Source organism: Mesorhizobium sp. P170090 (assembly GCF_057786115.1).
Map to the genome: position 1 here is coordinate 3,689,332 of NZ_JBYNWH010000001.1, position 15,624 is coordinate 3,704,955.

A 15,624-nucleotide genomic window follows, 5' to 3' on the forward strand; every position below is an offset into this window, starting at 1 on the left:
GTCGATCAAAAATGGTGGGGCGGGAGATTCGCTCCCTTTTCGCGCCCCCTAAAAGCAGACGCTTGATTTGTTGACTGACCCTTGGGCGAAATTGTCTGCCCGCAAGCCAAGTATGTTCCGGAAACCAACAAGACCATCAGCGTCGAGTCGAGAATATCATGGCCGACAAGGATGCCTGTCATCCCTCCAGCAACGTATATTATGACGGTGACCACCATTATGGTGGCGCCAAAACGTTCCAGCGGATCAGCACTGATGCGCAGGACTCTTGTCGCATTCCGGATCGTCACGACGAATATTGCAGCCAATGTCAGCGCACCTGCGAGTCCGGCCTGCACCAAAGCCGTAAGGAAGCCGTTGTGAAAGTGGTTGAAGCCTTCGGTGGCGCCAAAGCGCTGTTTGAACCCCTGCCTTGAAAGCATCCGGCCGGCGGCCATTCCGTGACCAAAAACGGGCGCTTGGCGAAAGGCATCGAGCCCGACGTCCCACAACCCGACCCGCAACCCGAGCGGCGTGGTATAATCGCCGTTGACGGCGAGGGCATTCCAGTCCTCGAACAGGACATGTGTGCGATCGGCGACAATCGGAGACGTAATTGCCGTGATGATCAATGTCGATGCGCCGGCAATCACCAGCAACTGCTTCATGTCTGATCGGAAGACCCTTTCGCGATGGGTCACAAGCACCGCTACCAGCGCGATGAGCAAGGCCACCCAGACCATGCGCGAGCCCGAGTAGAGTGTTGCCACCACACCGGCAAGCGCGGCGGCCGTGAGCGGCTTCCACGCTTTCTCGACCCCAGACAGAGCACCTGTAAGACACATCATCACGGCCAGGCAGGTGACCGTGGCAAACACGATGGGGTTTCCGGCCCCACCTTCGGGTCTCAGCATCCCAATCCAGTGGTATTGGACGATGGCCAGCACCAGTGCCCCGACACATGCTGCGGCGCTGGCACGAACGGCAGTGCGTGCGAGGCTCTCCTTGTCCATGATGCTCCACGTCGAATAGGAAATCGGGAACAACAGCAAGGTCATCAGGGGCAAGAAATGAGTGGCATCGGCCCGCAGCGTCCCGTTTACGATCGACGCCAGGATCTGGGCGGCGCAATAGGCATAGATGGCAGTGGTCATGGCAAGCATAGGCCGATCAATGTTAAGGCGCCGCCGGCCGGCCGCCAGCAGCGCCAATGACCAGAGCGCGCCGCCATGGAAGACGAAGCTCACCACCGAACCGAATACCGGCGGCGAAAAGAAGCAGGCGATCGAGAAATACTGGTTGACCTGGTCAGTCGTGAAATGGCGACGGAGCGATTTAAACAGGGTTCAATGCCTTTGCTTCGTTGGCTTCCAGGTCCCTGAGGGTCGGTTCGAACGACCCTGGCGCACGTCGGTTCGCCCTCTCCCTCCCGTATAGCTGCTCGCTTTCGCGTCTGATAGTGCCGAACGTCTCGTCCCTTCCGACGGCATGAGCGGCACCGCAAAGACTAAACCGCCCGGGCTCACCACCCATCACGCTACGATCGCGTTTGAAAATCCCTTGGTCGCTCCCCGCCAGGACTGGAACATCAACACGTCCCAGAGTAGATATTGGTTGTTTTGGTGCCCGGAGAGGTGCTCGAACCAGGCACGCCGGATCGCTTCAGGCCGGAAGAATCCGTCTTCGCGCAGCCGGCGCTCGTCGAGCAACTCCTCGGCCCATTCGCGCAAAGCGCCGCGCAACCAGGAATCAATGGGCACGCCGAAGCCCATCTTGGGGCGTTCGACAAGCTCTTTTGGAAGATGCCTGTAAAGCAGCTGTCGCAGAGGCCACTTGGTCTGGCCGCCGGCGCGCAGAATTGAGAGCGGTAGCGACAGCACGAAGCTTATGAGTTGATGGTCGAGAAACGGTACACGTGTTTCAAGACTGACGGCCATGGCGGCGCGATCGACCTTCACCAGTATGTCGTCGGGTAGATAGCTCATAAGATCGATGTACATCATCCGCTCGACGCTACCGGGCAAATCCGGCAACGGTTCCAGGCCGGTCAGCATTGTTGGCGGCTCGACCGCATCCGAGATGATCTCGGTCGGATCCCAGTGCGAGCACAGGCGACGGTAGACATCGTCCATGGTCCGCAGCGAAAGCACAGACGCGGCTTTGTGGATCATGTCGCCCACGCGTTCGCGGCGCAGGCGTTGCGGGAGGAGCGGCATGATCCCGCCCGCGAGGTTGTTGTAGAGGCCGGCCGACGGCAATGTCGCCAGGCTAGCAGACGCGCGGCGCAGACCGACCGGAATTCGGGACAACTTGTTCCAGAACGCATCGGCGAGCGCGTAGCGGTTGTAGCCTGAGAACAACTCGTCGCCGCCGTCACCCGACAACGCCACGGTAACGCTGCCACGTGCCAGTTTAGAGACGAGGAAAGTCGGGATTTGCGAGGAGTCGGAGAAAGGCTCGCTATAGATGCCCGACAGTTGCGGCACCACGTCGAGCGCGTCGCGCTGGTTGAGATAGAGCTCTGTATGATCGGTGCCGAGATGGCGCGCCACTTGCTTGGCATGGTGCGCCTCGTTGTAGCCGACGTCCTCGAAGCCGATTGTGAAGGTGCGCACCGGCCGCGCACTGATCGACTGCATGACTGCCACGACCGCGGAAGAATCGATGCCGCCAGATAGGAAGGCGCCAAGCGGCACGTCGGCGATCATCTGCCCTTCAAGTGAGCGGCGCAGATGACGCTCGACCTCGTCGACCACCTCTTCAGAGCTGCCCAGGAAAGGCTCGCGCCGGCCTTGCGCTGCGACGTCGCTGGCGCGCCAGTAATTTTCGACGCGCGGCTCATTCATAGGATCGGAGAGGACGAGTAAGTGGCCGGGTCTCAGTTTCCGTATGCTCTGATAGATGCTGTAGGGCGCGGGGATGTAGTTGTGGCGCATCATCAGCGCCAACGCATTGCGGTCTATCTCCGGGCGCCAGTCCGGCAGAGGTTGAAAGGCGCTGAGTTCCGAGGCAAACGCGAAGGCCTTGCCGACACGGCCGTAGTAGAGCGGCTTTTCACCCACGCGATCGCGACCGAGAACCAGAGTTCTTTCACGCCGGTCCCAGACGCCAAAAGCAAACATACCGGCGGCCAGTTCGAGTGCTTTTTTGGTCCCTAGCTCTTCGATTGCGACCAGGAGGACCTCGGTATCGGAATGTCCACGCCACGCATGTACACCAAATTGCTGGTCAAGGTGCGCCCGCATCTCGCCGTGATTGTAGATCTCGCCATTGAAGACAATGACATAGCGGCCTGTGTGAGAGATCATTGGCTGGGCGCCAGCCGAGGACAGGTCGATGATGGCAAGGCGGCGCTGGCTGAGCGCGACGCCCGCCTCGGCGTCGCTCCAGACCCCGTCGCCGTCGGGTCCACGATGTCGGATGTTGTCGGCCATCCGACGCACAGTATGGCCGCCGCCGCTCGTCGCAGCCGCTCCACCCACAATGCCGACGATACCGCACATCCGCCGTTACAGCTCCATATCGGCTTGCCCAAGTTATCCGCGCGTCACCAGACTGGGAAGAAGCCGGTGGCTATAAATCTATCCGCTCGAAACACCATTCACCACAGCCGGTGCCGAAAAGGCCAACTCCCGGCAGCACATTGAAACGCCGATCCGTGCGAAACCCAAGATTTTCCACAGTCCGCTCCAACTCGCTGGCTAACGCGGATTGATAGGGATAGCCGCCAAGCCAGTCGTCGACATCCGCCAGAAATTCCATGCCTCGGCGCGCGCGGTAGTTCCTTACAAACGATATCGGGTCCCGGTGGCGCAGGGTCCTTGCGACCATATAAGCCGAGACAAAGACCGCCTTGATCGGCGGCCGTACCCATCGATGCGAGGCGTAGAACCTCTTTTCGACCGTCCATAGTCCGCACAGCGGCGTCTTAAGATAGATCGCAATACCCAGTCGCCCAGAGCGGCCGACCAAGCCAGCCGCATTGGCGATCGCTGTCCACATATCTCCGGTATGGTGGAGGACCCCCCATGAATAGACGACATCGAACGTGCCGGTGGGCAGCGAGGATCTGTCAAGGATATCGGCCCGCTCAACGGTCCAATCGGCATCGGGTGCAAACCGGGACAGGACGGCCCTGGTCGTCTCCACGCAATCCGCGTCATAATCGAGTGCTGTGACTTTCGCCGCGCCGAGCCGGAGTGCGGCCGCTGAATGCAGCCCCGAGCCGCAGCCGATGTCCAGAAAAGTCATGCCGTTGAGGTCACCCGCCAGTCGACCAAGATCCTCACACGCCCGGTCCAGATGTTCGGCCTCGAAACGCGCGGCAAGCTCGGACCAGTTGCGGCCGAAATCATAGCGCACGTTCATTTGTCGCCCACCTGTCGTCCTTTTTGCGTGGCACCGCCTCTGCGGATCATACCCGATAATACTCCCGATACCATTCGCAAAGCGGAGAACTCCGACCTCTATTGGAATCCGGCCTGGATCCCGTCGCCTCCTCGAGCGAACTGACATCGACGAAAGTTGCCGGCACGTCACCCGGCTGCAGCGGCATGGGATTGCGGTTCGCCTTTAGTCGGAGCGCGTTCTTCAGCACCGCGATCAGCCGTTCAGCTGAACTGGCGAACTGCCGTCGATATTGTGGATTCTGAACGGCGCGTTGCTGATCGCCGGATCCGGCGACGCTTTCCCACTGCGGGTTGGGTGTCGCGGGCTGACGCATGGCGCGGACGATGCCTTCGACAATATCGCCGACATAAGTGAAATCGCGCTGCATGTTGCCATGGTTGAAGAAGTCGATCGGCTCGCCAGCGACGATGGCCTCAGCGAAGATGAGCAGGGCCATGTCTGGCCGTCCCCACGGACCATAGACGGTGGAGAAGCGTAATCCTGTCGTGGGCAGTGCAAACAGATGGCTGTATGTATAGGCCATCAGCTCGTTTGCTTTCTTGATGGCGGCGTAGAGGCTGAGCGAATGGTCAGCCGAATCGGGCACTCAAACGGCATGCGCGTGCTGGGGCCGTAAATCGAGCTCGATGACGCATAGACAAGATGGTTCACCGAGGCGTGCCATCCCAGGCCGATAACAGCAATGCGTTCGGACATAGGCAGGTTTCCTCAGGTAGTGAGTCGACGTCCTTGTATGGTAGGCGTTACGTCAATTCAACGACACGCTGTTGCCAAGGGGCAAGTCTCCGCTCGAAAGCAACTCTGAGACACTTTTGGCGAAGCATCTGCTCGATGTTGTGGATAACATGCGCCATGATTGGGTTTTGCGTGTCAAAAATCTACAAGGGTCGAATGGGTCGCGAGCAATCTCCCAAGAAATGACTGCATGAAACGAATCGTCGTCATCGTCAGCGAACCAACGTCCCTCGCAAGCACCAGGGGACACTTGCTTCTTGCGCTGCGCGATTCCGGGTACGAAGTTCATGCCATGGCGCCGGTCGACGCCATGACCATTCGTTGGCTGGCCGAGAACGGCGTCCACTTTCATCCATTGCCAATGGAACGAGCCGGGATTGCTCCGTTCGGCGATACGGTGTTGGCTTTTCGTCTCCACAACCGGCTAAGAAAACTCAAGCCTCAGGTGGTGTTGACCTGTGCAATCAAGCCGATCGTCTACGGCATGCCGGCTGCGTTGCTTGCCGGGATCCAGCGACGGCACGCACTTGTCACCGGCCTCGGCTACGCCTTCACGGACCGGCACAAGTCACCACGCTGGAGGATGGTAAACGCAGTGGCTCGGCTCCTCTATGCCGCAAGCCTTCGGGTTGCCACCACGGTCACCTTCCAGAACGACGATGACCGCAACGACTTCCGTCGCCTTGGGCTGCTCGGGCGGACCCAAGCTAATGTCGTCAACGGCTCGGGAGTCGATCTAGACCGATTCAAAGTCGCGCCACTACCCGATCAGCCGCGATTTCTGATGATTGCACGCCTGCTGCGTGACAAAGGCCTCGCCGAATATCTGGGTGCGGCGACGCTGGTTAGGGCTGTCAGACCTGACGCCCGTTTCCACCTCGTCGGAGATATGGATCCAAACCCCTCGGGGTTTCCATTATCGGAGGTTGAGGAGGCAGTCGCCGGCGGAGCCATCCGTTATCACGGACCGGTCGAGGACGTCCGTCACATCATCGCGGATACGCGTATCTTCGTGCTTCCGTCGTATCGCGAGGGGACGTCGCGATCGGTTCTGGAGGCCATGGCGATGGGGCGCCCGGTGATCACAACGGATGCGCCGGGTTGCCGGGCGCCAATCGTGCCCGGGGTCAACGGGCTGCTGGTTCCGGTTGGTGCCACCACATCGTTGGCTGAAGCCATGATCCGCTTGATAGACAACCCCGACGAAGCCCTATCCATGGGCAAGAACAGCCGATCGATTGCCGAACAGCGCTATGATATTCAGAAAGTTACAGCTGACATGATGGGCATCATCGAAGGGGGAGTCCGAGCCGCAGGATGACATTCACAGGCAACCCATCGTCGAATCGGTACGAGTTCGGAGCCAATTGGGCGTCGTTCGTCGACAAACACTACTCGACTGAACGTCGGCAGGTGGCGGCCGACAAGCTTCTGTCCTTCCTCGGCAAGCAGAGCCTGGAAGGAATGGATTTTCTCGATATCGGCAGCGGCAGCGGGCTACACTCGCTTGCCGCCTTCGACGCAAAGGCGGATCGGATACATTCCTTCGACTTTGATCCTCTTTCGGTAAGTACCACCGGCAGGCTTCGCAAATTGGCCGGGGACCCGCCGAACTGGGCCGTCGAACGAGGTGACGTTCTCGATGCCGACTATCTTGAGGCGCTGGGCACTTGGAGCTTGGTCTATTCATGGGGCGTGCTCCATCACACTGGCGCCATGTGGCAAGCAATTGAGAATGCTGCACGAAGGGTAGGGCCTGGCGGCCTTTTCTTCATCGCTCTCTATTCGTCGAATGTCGTAACGCCTTCCGCGCAATTCTGGCTCAATGTGAAACGTCGGTACAATGCCGCCAACCCTCGTCAAAGGCGATGGATCGAATGCTGGTACATCTGGCGTTTCGGCCTTGGCAGAAATCCACTTCGGCTGCCAATGCTCCTGAAGCAGATTCGCGAGAAGAAAAAAGGTCGCGGCATGAGTTACATGACCGACGTCCGCGACTGGCTGGGAGGGTGGCCGATGGAGTTCGCCGACGACCAGGCCGTGATCGACTTCTTGAAGCAACGGTTCGATTTCGAAATCGTCAGGATATCCACCGGTGAAGCCTGCACGGAATTTCTCTTCCAGAACCCTGGCAAGGTGCAATCCAAACCGAACTGACGTGGCGGCCTTGCTGCACCGGCGGCGCCAGCCCGATCAGGCACGTTGCCGAACCCGTCCACGCGATGCATTCAAGCGATCTGTCCGCCGGTTGTCGTCGAGATATGCGGCTGGCGGTGTTCAAGGGTTACGATCTCGTCGCAACTTTCAACTGTCGTGAGACGGTGTGCGATGATCAATATTGTCAGATCGGTGGGCAGTTCTCGGATCGCCTCCATGACTGCCGCCTCGGTCTCCATGTCGAGAGCGCTCGTCGCCTCGTCGAAGACGAGCACAGATGCCTGTTTGTACAAAGCCCTCGCGATGCCTATTCGCTGGCGTTGACCTCCCGACAGGCGGACGCCGCGCTCGCCAACACGCGTCTCGTAGCCCTGCGGCAAGCTTTCTATGAAGTCCGCCAACGCGGCCTGCTGCGCCGCGCTGCGGACGCGCTCGTGGTCGGTCCTGGCAGGGTCGATGCCGAAGGCGATATTGTCTGCGATGGACGCATCCGCCAGGAATATGCTTTGTGGCACATGTGCGATCTGTCTTTGCCAGGCACGTCGCGTAGCGCCGTCCAACGTCTGCCCGTCGATCTCGATCGCTCCGCTGGTCGGTTCCAGCAAACCCATGATCAGATCGACCGTCGTGCTCTTGCCGCTGCCGGTCTTGCCTACGAAGCCGACCTTGGTCCCCTTCGGGATTTTGAGATTGAAGCCTTCGAGTATCGGCGGCTGGTCGGAGGCGTAACGAAACGACACGTCCTTGAGTATGATCGCTTGTTCGAATGGCAGGCGCCTGGCTGGAGGCTCGTTCCATTCGGGGCCAAGTGGTGCTTCCAGCGCCTGGAGCACAACTTCGGCGCCGGCAAGATTGCTGAGTATCAACGCCCAATTGCCGTATACAAGCTGCATCGATGGCAGCAGACGCTGGGCTCCCAGCACGAATGTTCCAAGTATTGGCAGTACCTCGCCGGCATTGTTGGATCGGATGATGAGGAAATAGGCGAGGGCCGCGATGATCACCATACCCGCGGCTTCAATCGCGAAACGCGGAGCGCTGGCTGCAAGCGCGTTCGTTGCGTTGGCGCGTTGCAGGCGCAGGTCGAGTTCGCTGTAGCGGGAAAGAAAATATGGCTGTGTGTCGTTGATAATGACATCGCGGATACCGCCCAGCCCCTCCTGTACAGAACGAATGCCTTCGGCCTGCGCGCTAGCGATGATCCGCGCATTCTGCTTGAGGTGTTTTCGGATCACAAGCGACATGGCGAGATACACCGCACCAAAGCCCGCGAAGATAACGAAGGTGATGATCGAACTTAGTATGAAAAGCGCTGCGACGACGAAGACACCGATGATTATGCCGCTGATTGATTGCAACAGTGGCAGCATCACGCCAGCGGTGATTGCTTGTACCTGTCGTAGCGCCGCCAACACCGAACTGGAGTTGCGCGAAACGTGGTAGTTGTAGGGCTGGCGCAGCACTCGGTCATAGACGGTCACGCCCACCTCATGTCCCAGCGAGAAGACGTATGAATTCGTGGCCCAGGTGAGGAGTATACGCACGGCACCGGCCACGATGGCCACTACGGAAAACAAAACCGTGAGCCCGAGCAGGCTGTCAGAAGAGCCGGTCAGCCGAAAGCCTGCAAGCTGACGCGCCAGAAACGACTGTCCGCCAACCGTCTCAGGATTGGCGATGCGCGCAAGAAACGGCAGCAAGGCACCAAGCGTGGCCGCTTCCGCCAGAGCACCGAACACCATCAGGACAAGGAGGCCGAAAAACTGCCTTTGCCGCCGCTGCGATACCTGCCGCCACAAGCGCCGCATTGTGTCGAAAGTGCTGCCCGAGTCTCGGTTTCCGCTCAACGCCAAATCGATGTCCGTATTCAGAGGGCCCAATGCACACGTCCAGCGGGCCACGACAAGCCACAACCGACGTCGATTGGCAATTTATCACAGAAGCGCCGAAGGTGGTCCGTCCACAAATTTCCTCGCAATGGACTAGAAGCCACGGCCGCGACGAGGTGATAGTCTTCGACCATGAATGATGCCTTTGAGATTCGGTATCAAAAGTTGCGGCCAAGCTTAACTGCTGCATTGCTGTGCTCATTCGGCTTCTTCTCGGCAGGGGTTGGGGCGGCTTTCCTGCTGTTTGTCTCGGCCTATCCGCTCGGATTGATCAGCGCTTACCCGGCACCACCTGCCGAGGCAACCGAAGGGCCGCTGGGATTCCAGCAGAAGGTGGTGGATGTCGATGACCTCTACCGCGCTACGGACGAACCCATGCAGGCCTATCTCGAGCGCCTGACAAAGGCTGTCGCGGGTGGAATGGTGCATTATTGGACGGTAGGCGACAGCTGGGCGGCGACCGACACGTCCTACACGCGCATCAGCGTTTTTGACAACTACCTGCTCTGGATGCTCAGCTTCCGGCCGCAATATCGCGAAACGCTGCAAAATTATGAGTTTGTAACGCCCCGCAAAGGGCTTGCCCGGGGGTATGGGTTCTGTTCCCAGGTGTCCAAAATCGTCTATTCCATCCTTGCCGATCAAGGCATCGAGGCGACGATCTACAGTGTCCCCCAACACACCGTGGTAGTGTCGAACGGCAATATTCTGGATTCCGACTACGGCGTCTTTGTTCCTCGCTCGCTTGAGGACGTGCAGAGGGAGCCGTCAATCATCGACACCTACTACGCGCAATTCGCGCCGATGTTGCCCCTGCTGAAGACGGCTTATGGTGGGGCTTGGCAACCGGCTGGCACCATAGAGGACCTCGACGGCGTGCGTGCATACGAGGCAAAGTTCGAGCGGCTCAAATGGGCACCGCCACTCGCCCTCCTGGCAACCGGAATGGTGCTTGCCACGTTCGGGATGATGCTGCGGCATCGTGAAGGACGCAGCCCGTCTGCTGCGCGGCAGGCTGGAGCTGATCTTGCCGGCTCGTGACCTTTTGTGGATTGTATGCGCAATACGACTTCTTCTTGCCGGCTCTGGACGCTATGTGGAAGCGGGACGGGCGAGAACAGGCGGAGGGGTGAGCGACGCTGCGAGAAGACCTTGCGTTGACTAATGCTGAAAGCCGACAGCGCGTTGCCGCGCCTTCCACCGCGCGCCTGAGAAGGACCCGTCGCAACGTGCTCTTCATTATCGGGACGCTCGATCTCGGAGGCACGGAAAGCCAACTGGTGCTGCTTGCCAAGGAGTTGAAGGCGCGGGGCTGGCAGGTCGAGGTCTTTGCCCTCTCGTCGGGCGGTGTTCTTGCGGAAACGCTAAATCGTGCCGGTATCCGAATATCCTACGGGCTTCATCGCCCCAATCCCTTGCCCGCATCACTGACAGCGGCGGGGGCGGAAGAAAAATCGAGCGTTGCCCCCAAGACGCGGCCGAGCGTCAAGGCAATGCTGGTGCTCGGCGCCGCGATCACTTTGCTCGTTGGTCGCATCATTTTGACCCGGCCACGCGTGGTTCACGCCTTTTTGCCATTGACCAACTTTCTGGGCGCGTTGGCAGGTCGGTTTGCGCTGGCCCCACTCGTCATCACCTCCAGGCGCGGTCTCGGCAACCACCAGGAGCGATGGCCGCGGCTGAAGCGCATGGATCGAATCGCCAATCGGTTTTCACATGTGGTGGTCGCTAACTCGCATGCGGTCGCGGCCGACATGGCGGCCCGGGATGGCTATGATCTCGCCCGCGTGCGCGTGATTGCCAATGGTCTCGATCTGAGCCGTTTCGATGGTATCAGCCATCGCCGTGATGAGATCAGGCGCAGCCTTGGTCTTGAACCTGACGATGTCGGGGTCGTCATCGTCGCCAATCTTATTCCCTATAAGGGACACAAAGATCTTATCGACGCTTTCGCAAGCGCAAGCCAAACTCGGCCGGAGCTGAGGTTGTTCATCGCCGGACAAGATCGAGGTATTGGGCAGGCGCTGACGGAGCAAGCCCAGCGGCTTGGCGTCGGATCGACAGTTCGGCTGCTCGGGGCTCAGGACGACGTACCAGGCCTGCTTGCCGGCATGGACATCGGCGTGATCGCCTCCCACGAGGAAGGCTTTTGCAACGCCCTGATGGAAAAACTCACCGCAGGCCTCCCAGTGGTGGCCACCAATGTCGGTGGAAATCCGGAGGCAGTTTCGGGGATGCCGGGTTGTGTGCTGGTGAAGCCTCGTGACCCTGCCGATCTGGCCCGCGGACTGCTTGCCGTTCTCGAGCGGTTGCCCGAGCAGACAGTGGACCGAAAATTTCGTCAGCGGGCGATGCGCGAACGCTACTCCATAAGGGCTATGGTGGACGCTTATGAAACCCTCTACCTCGCGGGCAAGTGAATGAGCGGGATTGCTCACTTCCAAGGCCCGGTGAATTCGGCGTCTACGCCGCGCAGCATCCTGCCATGTGTCGTCGCCGGGCTGTGTGCATTTGCCATAGTTATCTATCAGTCGTGGTTCATGCCCTATTTTCTGCCGTTCTTTACGGGCCGGGACGAGTTCGCCAGACTGGTTTTCCATGCCCTCTACGGCAGCGTGTTGATTGTTTCGATTGCCGTTCTTGCAATCCGTCGGGACGTGCGTGGCGCGATCCTCCTGCTCGCGATCGCCGGGGCGATGGCGGTTGCCCCGGTTGCGCTTCATCCACTTGGCATCGTCGCAAAGTGTTACCTGATTACCCTTTTCCTTGGCGGCGGGGCGATTGTCCTCATGCTCGCCTCATCGCCCGCAATGGTGCTGCGTCTATGTGCGTCGGTGACGGCGCTCAATGCGGTGGTCTGCTTCCTCGACCTTCTTTTTGCCAACGGCTTCACCAGTACGCTTGGCAGAGCCGCCGGCCTGGCGATCAATCCGAATGTGGCAGCCGCCGGCCTGCTTCTTGGCGCCGCGGCGAGCTATCGCGCCGTCGCGCCAAAATGGCGTGCCACTTTCCTTGTTCTCGTAAGCGCCGCTCTGCTCGTCACGCTTTCCCGCTCGAACATTCTTGCAGCCTGTGGCACCGTGGCGGTGCCGTTTGCCGTTGATATTTGGCAGCAATTTCGGGGTCACCGTCGTTTAAGGCTCGATCCAAGGGGCTGGGGTCGCCCGCTCGCCGTCGCATTAATACTGCTGGGGACAATCGGTGTCGCGCTCGCCACAAATGTTTATTTTCGCGTTTCCGTCGGCAACTCCTTCGCCGGGATGATCTCGGTTGGAAAGGCGCTCGATGAGGCGGCGGATGCTGTCGATTCATCACATAATGAGGTTGCGTCGTCCGCCTTAGACCCGGTTGCGCCGTCGTCTCAACAAGCTCTGGCTGAATCAAGTTCGGCTGCGACGATTGACCAGCCCACGGCAGAACCTTCGATCAGATCAGACCCTCCGCAAGCCGATCCTGCGCGAGCCACTGCCTCATCTGCGCCTCCGTTCAGCGGCCTGCCTTCGTCCGCGACAGGCCAATCCACAAACGCTGCCAAGATCCAGGCGCTAGGCGAACGTCTCGTGGACGAGGGCAAGAGAAATTCGATCTCGGCAAGAGCACTCTTTCTGGAGCGAGGCCTGCTCGCGTACAGAGAAGGCGGCTTCTTCGGTCGCGGCCTTGAGGTGGCGCAGGCTCTCGCGCCTCACAACACCCTTGTCCTTTTCGCAATTGCTTTTGGGCACATCGGCTGGTTGATCCCGATCGGCCTGGTCGCTTCCGCTTTCTGGTATGTCCGCAGCGCCGGCGATCTGGCCCTTGGTGTCGCACTCGTAGGGGTCATGCTGACATCGCATGACCTCTTGCTGACGCCCTCTCTCTTTCTTCCGGTCGCGCTGGGAATTGGTGGGATGCTTGCCGAGCGGCGGGGATTTACTGAAACACATTCCTCAGCAAAAAAAGGCGAGCATCGCAGCTTTGCTTTTGGAGCTAATGCAGGCGTGATGGCCTTTGCGGCTGGCTGCATTGCGATATTGCTCATCACACCGTCGCTTGTTACCGGACGGCTGCAGAACGAGACCATGTTTACCGCAAGAGGCGGGTACGAGACGCTGCTACCACGCTCGCAATTTCCTGGCCTTTTCCAATTTGACAACCTTGTCCTCGATCCCCTGTTGAAGGCTTCAGACCTGCGTGAAGAAGGGACCCCGCTCCACCAAGTTGAATGGGCGCCGAACGCATGGCCGGCTGTTGGCCCGGGCGAATATACTTTTCGCCGGCGGGACGCGGTGCTGTTTTCGGCCACGGATTCGAGCGACCCTCGCCAAAACGGACGAACCTACGCAGTCGCCGTTCCGCTCTCAGTCAGCGCGCTGTGCCTTGCTCTCCTGGGCACAATCATCGCTTGGTCGATTGTGTCGACGTCTGCCTTGACGCCACGGATAAGTCGTCGCGAAGCCTCTCTATGACTTTCGGAACAACAAGGCGTGCCCCGTAGATGGAGAAGTGGTTCTCATCCAGGTAGAGGCTATGCCCTGCGCCGTCCGTCACATCACAGCCATTTGCCGAACAGATGGTTTCGCCGGGATCAAGCAGGTGAAAGCTGGAATGGCTGGCGAAAACCATGAATGCCTGGTCGAAGGCGACGTTCTCCACCCGGGTGGGAACCGGGCAGGGCAAGGAAAGGTAAGTCGGTCTCAAATGGCAGACCACATTGGCGTCCGGCGTGTGCCCGATCAGGATCACCGGACCGCGAAAAGCGGCATAGAGTTTCGCTAAGTCCCCAAGCATGGTCGCATACAGTTTTGCCAGGTCGGGCATCTCGACAGGCGCACCATCCACTTTCCGTTCGAGAAGAGTGCGATATCCGGGCCAGCGCTGCGCTTGGACAATGGCGAGTATGTCACCGGCCTTCAACCAGCGAGCCGCCTGGTCGGTAGCATTCCGGCAGTGCCGCGTGACCGCGCCGTTTGTTCTGGTCTGGAACTCTGCTCCGAAATAGCAATTGCCGGCATCGGCCAGCAGGAAATGGAATTCTTGACCGCCGAGTTCTTGAAGCGCCCGCGTGTATTGGTCGATGTGCGAATCGCCGACCACGAGTATCTTCTTTGGACTTTGAAGGTTGCCGAACTCGCAGAAATCCAAGCAGGCCAACGAGCCGGTGATCGCCTTCAGGGCTGCGCTGTTGGCAAGTTCGTTCCCCGCGACGGAATGAAGACGCCACGGCATTCCGCCCGACATCGCGTAACTGACCACGGAACATGAGAGCAGGCCAGTCAAGGCAAGTCCAAAAGAGGGGAGCAAGCCATGGCCAGCGCGAAAAGGCTGCTCGACGAAATGAAACATCGACATGGCCATGACGAGGGCCAGAAGCCCGACGAAGAGCGCTTCGGTCGGAAGCAGGGGGCGAAGCAAACCGTATTCGCAAAACACGATCAGGGGCCAATGAACGAGGTAGAGCGAGTAGCTGATGCGACCAAGATAGCCGACTGCGCGATTGCGCAAGGCGAAACCTCCCAATCGCGAACGGTTCGCAGACAACACCATCGCGGCGCCGGTGGCAGGGGCAAGCACGTTCCAGGCGGGCGCGCCCGAACGGCTGTCGAAAGAGAACACTGCAAACGCTATGAGGGCCAAGCCCAGCCAGGCGAGCAGCTCGTGGACAAGGACAGGTCGCGGCTTGGGAAGCCAGACCAGCGCCGCGCCACAGGCGAACTCGAACACGCGAAATGGCGTGTTGTAAAACACGGTTGCACGGCCGTCGGCGATCCAGTCCGCCGCCGGGGTCCCCGCAAACGGCCAAAACGATCCGTCCTGGAATGCGACAATGAGCCAGAAACTGAGAATGGCAATCGTGATGATCGACCAAACCATTCGTCCTGGGAATGCGGCAAGCAAAACTGAAAGCAGCATCGGCCAGACGAGATAAAACTGCCACTCCACACTGAGTGACCATGTATGAAGGAGCGGTTTCATCCGCGCGGCGAGATCAAAGTAGCCGGACTCGCGCCAGAAAAAGATGTTCGAAACGCCGTAACTCGATGCCATCAGCGATTTCGCGAAGGTCTCCAGATGTTGAGGCGTAAGCAGAAGAAACGCGGCGATGCATGACAGGGAAAATGTCGCGAAAAATGCCGGCAGCAGGCGGCGAGCCCGGCGCGAATAGAAATGCGCCAGACTGAAACGCCCTGCCTCCACATCGGTGGCCACAATGCGGGTGATCAAAAAGCCGCTGATTACGAAAAACACATCGACGCCGACAAAGCCGCCGGAGAAACCTGCGAATCTCAGGTGGAAAAACAAAACAGCCAGCACCGCGACCGCTCTAAGCCCGTCTATGTCCGTGCGGTGACCGTCCCCAGCCGCTGCCGCACATGACGGGCTGCCGAACTGTCCTCCAACCCGCAACGCGCGGCTGTCTTCCGAACAGGCCATTCCAGCCGTGGTCGAGAGCGGAGCCTGGCCGCTTCGCATCCCG

Annotated in this window: 11 protein-coding genes; 5 read left to right on the forward strand and 6 right to left on the reverse strand. The window is 59.5% G+C overall.

Annotation, left to right across the window (positions count from 1 at the left end; genetic code table 11):
* Positions 1-5 precede the first annotated feature (5 nt).
* The 4 genes from AC3EML_RS17735 to AC3EML_RS17750 form a co-directional block, all read right to left on the reverse strand.
* Entirely contained in the window at positions 6-1,226 is a 1,221-nt protein-coding gene (locus AC3EML_RS17735) for an O-antigen ligase family protein (RefSeq protein ID WP_245260010.1), read from the reverse strand.
* 285 nt (positions 1,227-1,511) lie between these two features.
* The gene (gene asnB, locus AC3EML_RS17740; RefSeq protein ID WP_488505274.1) at positions 1,512-3,482 is read right to left on the reverse strand and encodes an asparagine synthase (glutamine-hydrolyzing); all 1,971 of its coding nucleotides are present in this window, start codon (positions 3,480-3,482) and stop codon (positions 1,512-1,514) included.
* A gap of 70 nt (positions 3,483-3,552) precedes the next feature.
* A complete protein-coding gene (locus AC3EML_RS17745; RefSeq protein WP_023734114.1) occupies positions 3,553-4,347 on the reverse strand; it encodes a class I SAM-dependent methyltransferase in 795 nt (264 codons plus the stop codon).
* Between the two features lie 46 nt (positions 4,348-4,393).
* Positions 4,394-4,975 (reverse strand): NAD-dependent epimerase/dehydratase family protein, encoded by a 582-nt coding sequence (locus AC3EML_RS17750; RefSeq protein ID WP_352521836.1) that lies wholly within the window; start codon positions 4,973-4,975, stop codon positions 4,394-4,396.
* A gap of 339 nt (positions 4,976-5,314) precedes the next feature.
* Here AC3EML_RS17750 and AC3EML_RS17755 point away from each other — a divergent pair, with 339 nt between their 5' ends.
* Positions 5,315-6,445, forward strand: coding sequence for a glycosyltransferase family 4 protein (locus tag AC3EML_RS17755; RefSeq protein ID WP_023734113.1), 1,131 nt, complete (start codon positions 5,315-5,317; stop codon positions 6,443-6,445).
* The gene (locus tag AC3EML_RS17760; RefSeq protein WP_023713500.1) at positions 6,442-7,281 is read left to right on the forward strand and encodes a class I SAM-dependent methyltransferase; all 840 of its coding nucleotides are present in this window, start codon (positions 6,442-6,444) and stop codon (positions 7,279-7,281) included. The genes AC3EML_RS17755 and AC3EML_RS17760 overlap by 4 nt, the downstream gene beginning before the upstream one ends.
* Before the next feature lie 71 nt (positions 7,282-7,352).
* On the opposite strand, the gene AC3EML_RS17765 is transcribed toward AC3EML_RS17760, so the two are convergent.
* The gene (locus AC3EML_RS17765; protein WP_245260009.1) at positions 7,353-9,161 is read right to left on the reverse strand and encodes an ABC transporter ATP-binding protein; all 1,809 of its coding nucleotides are present in this window, start codon (positions 9,159-9,161) and stop codon (positions 7,353-7,355) included.
* A gap of 141 nt (positions 9,162-9,302) precedes the next feature.
* On the opposite strand from AC3EML_RS17765, the gene AC3EML_RS17770 reads away from it, so the two are divergent.
* The 3 genes from AC3EML_RS17770 (at position 9,303) to AC3EML_RS17780 (ending at position 13,615) form a co-directional block, all read left to right on the forward strand.
* Positions 9,303-10,211 carry a hypothetical protein gene (locus AC3EML_RS17770; RefSeq protein ID WP_156937208.1) on the forward strand — a complete coding sequence of 303 codons (909 nt, stop codon included), beginning with the start codon at positions 9,303-9,305 and terminating at the stop codon, positions 10,209-10,211.
* Positions 10,212-10,327: 116 nt separating this feature from the next.
* Positions 10,328-11,590: a glycosyltransferase gene (locus tag AC3EML_RS17775; protein ID WP_352521837.1), complete on the forward strand. Its 1,263-nt coding sequence runs from the start codon at positions 10,328-10,330 to the stop codon at positions 11,588-11,590.
* The gene (locus AC3EML_RS17780) at positions 11,591-13,615 is read left to right on the forward strand and encodes a hypothetical protein (protein ID WP_155923178.1); all 2,025 of its coding nucleotides are present in this window, start codon (positions 11,591-11,593) and stop codon (positions 13,613-13,615) included. It abuts the gene before it with no gap.
* Here the strand turns inward: AC3EML_RS17780 and AC3EML_RS17785 are convergent.
* A complete protein-coding gene (locus tag AC3EML_RS17785; RefSeq protein WP_081726789.1) occupies positions 13,545-15,620 on the reverse strand; it encodes an acyltransferase family protein in 2,076 nt (691 codons plus the stop codon). The two genes, AC3EML_RS17780 and AC3EML_RS17785, sit on opposite strands and share 71 nt — an antisense overlap.
* Positions 15,621-15,624: the final 4 nt, after the last annotated feature.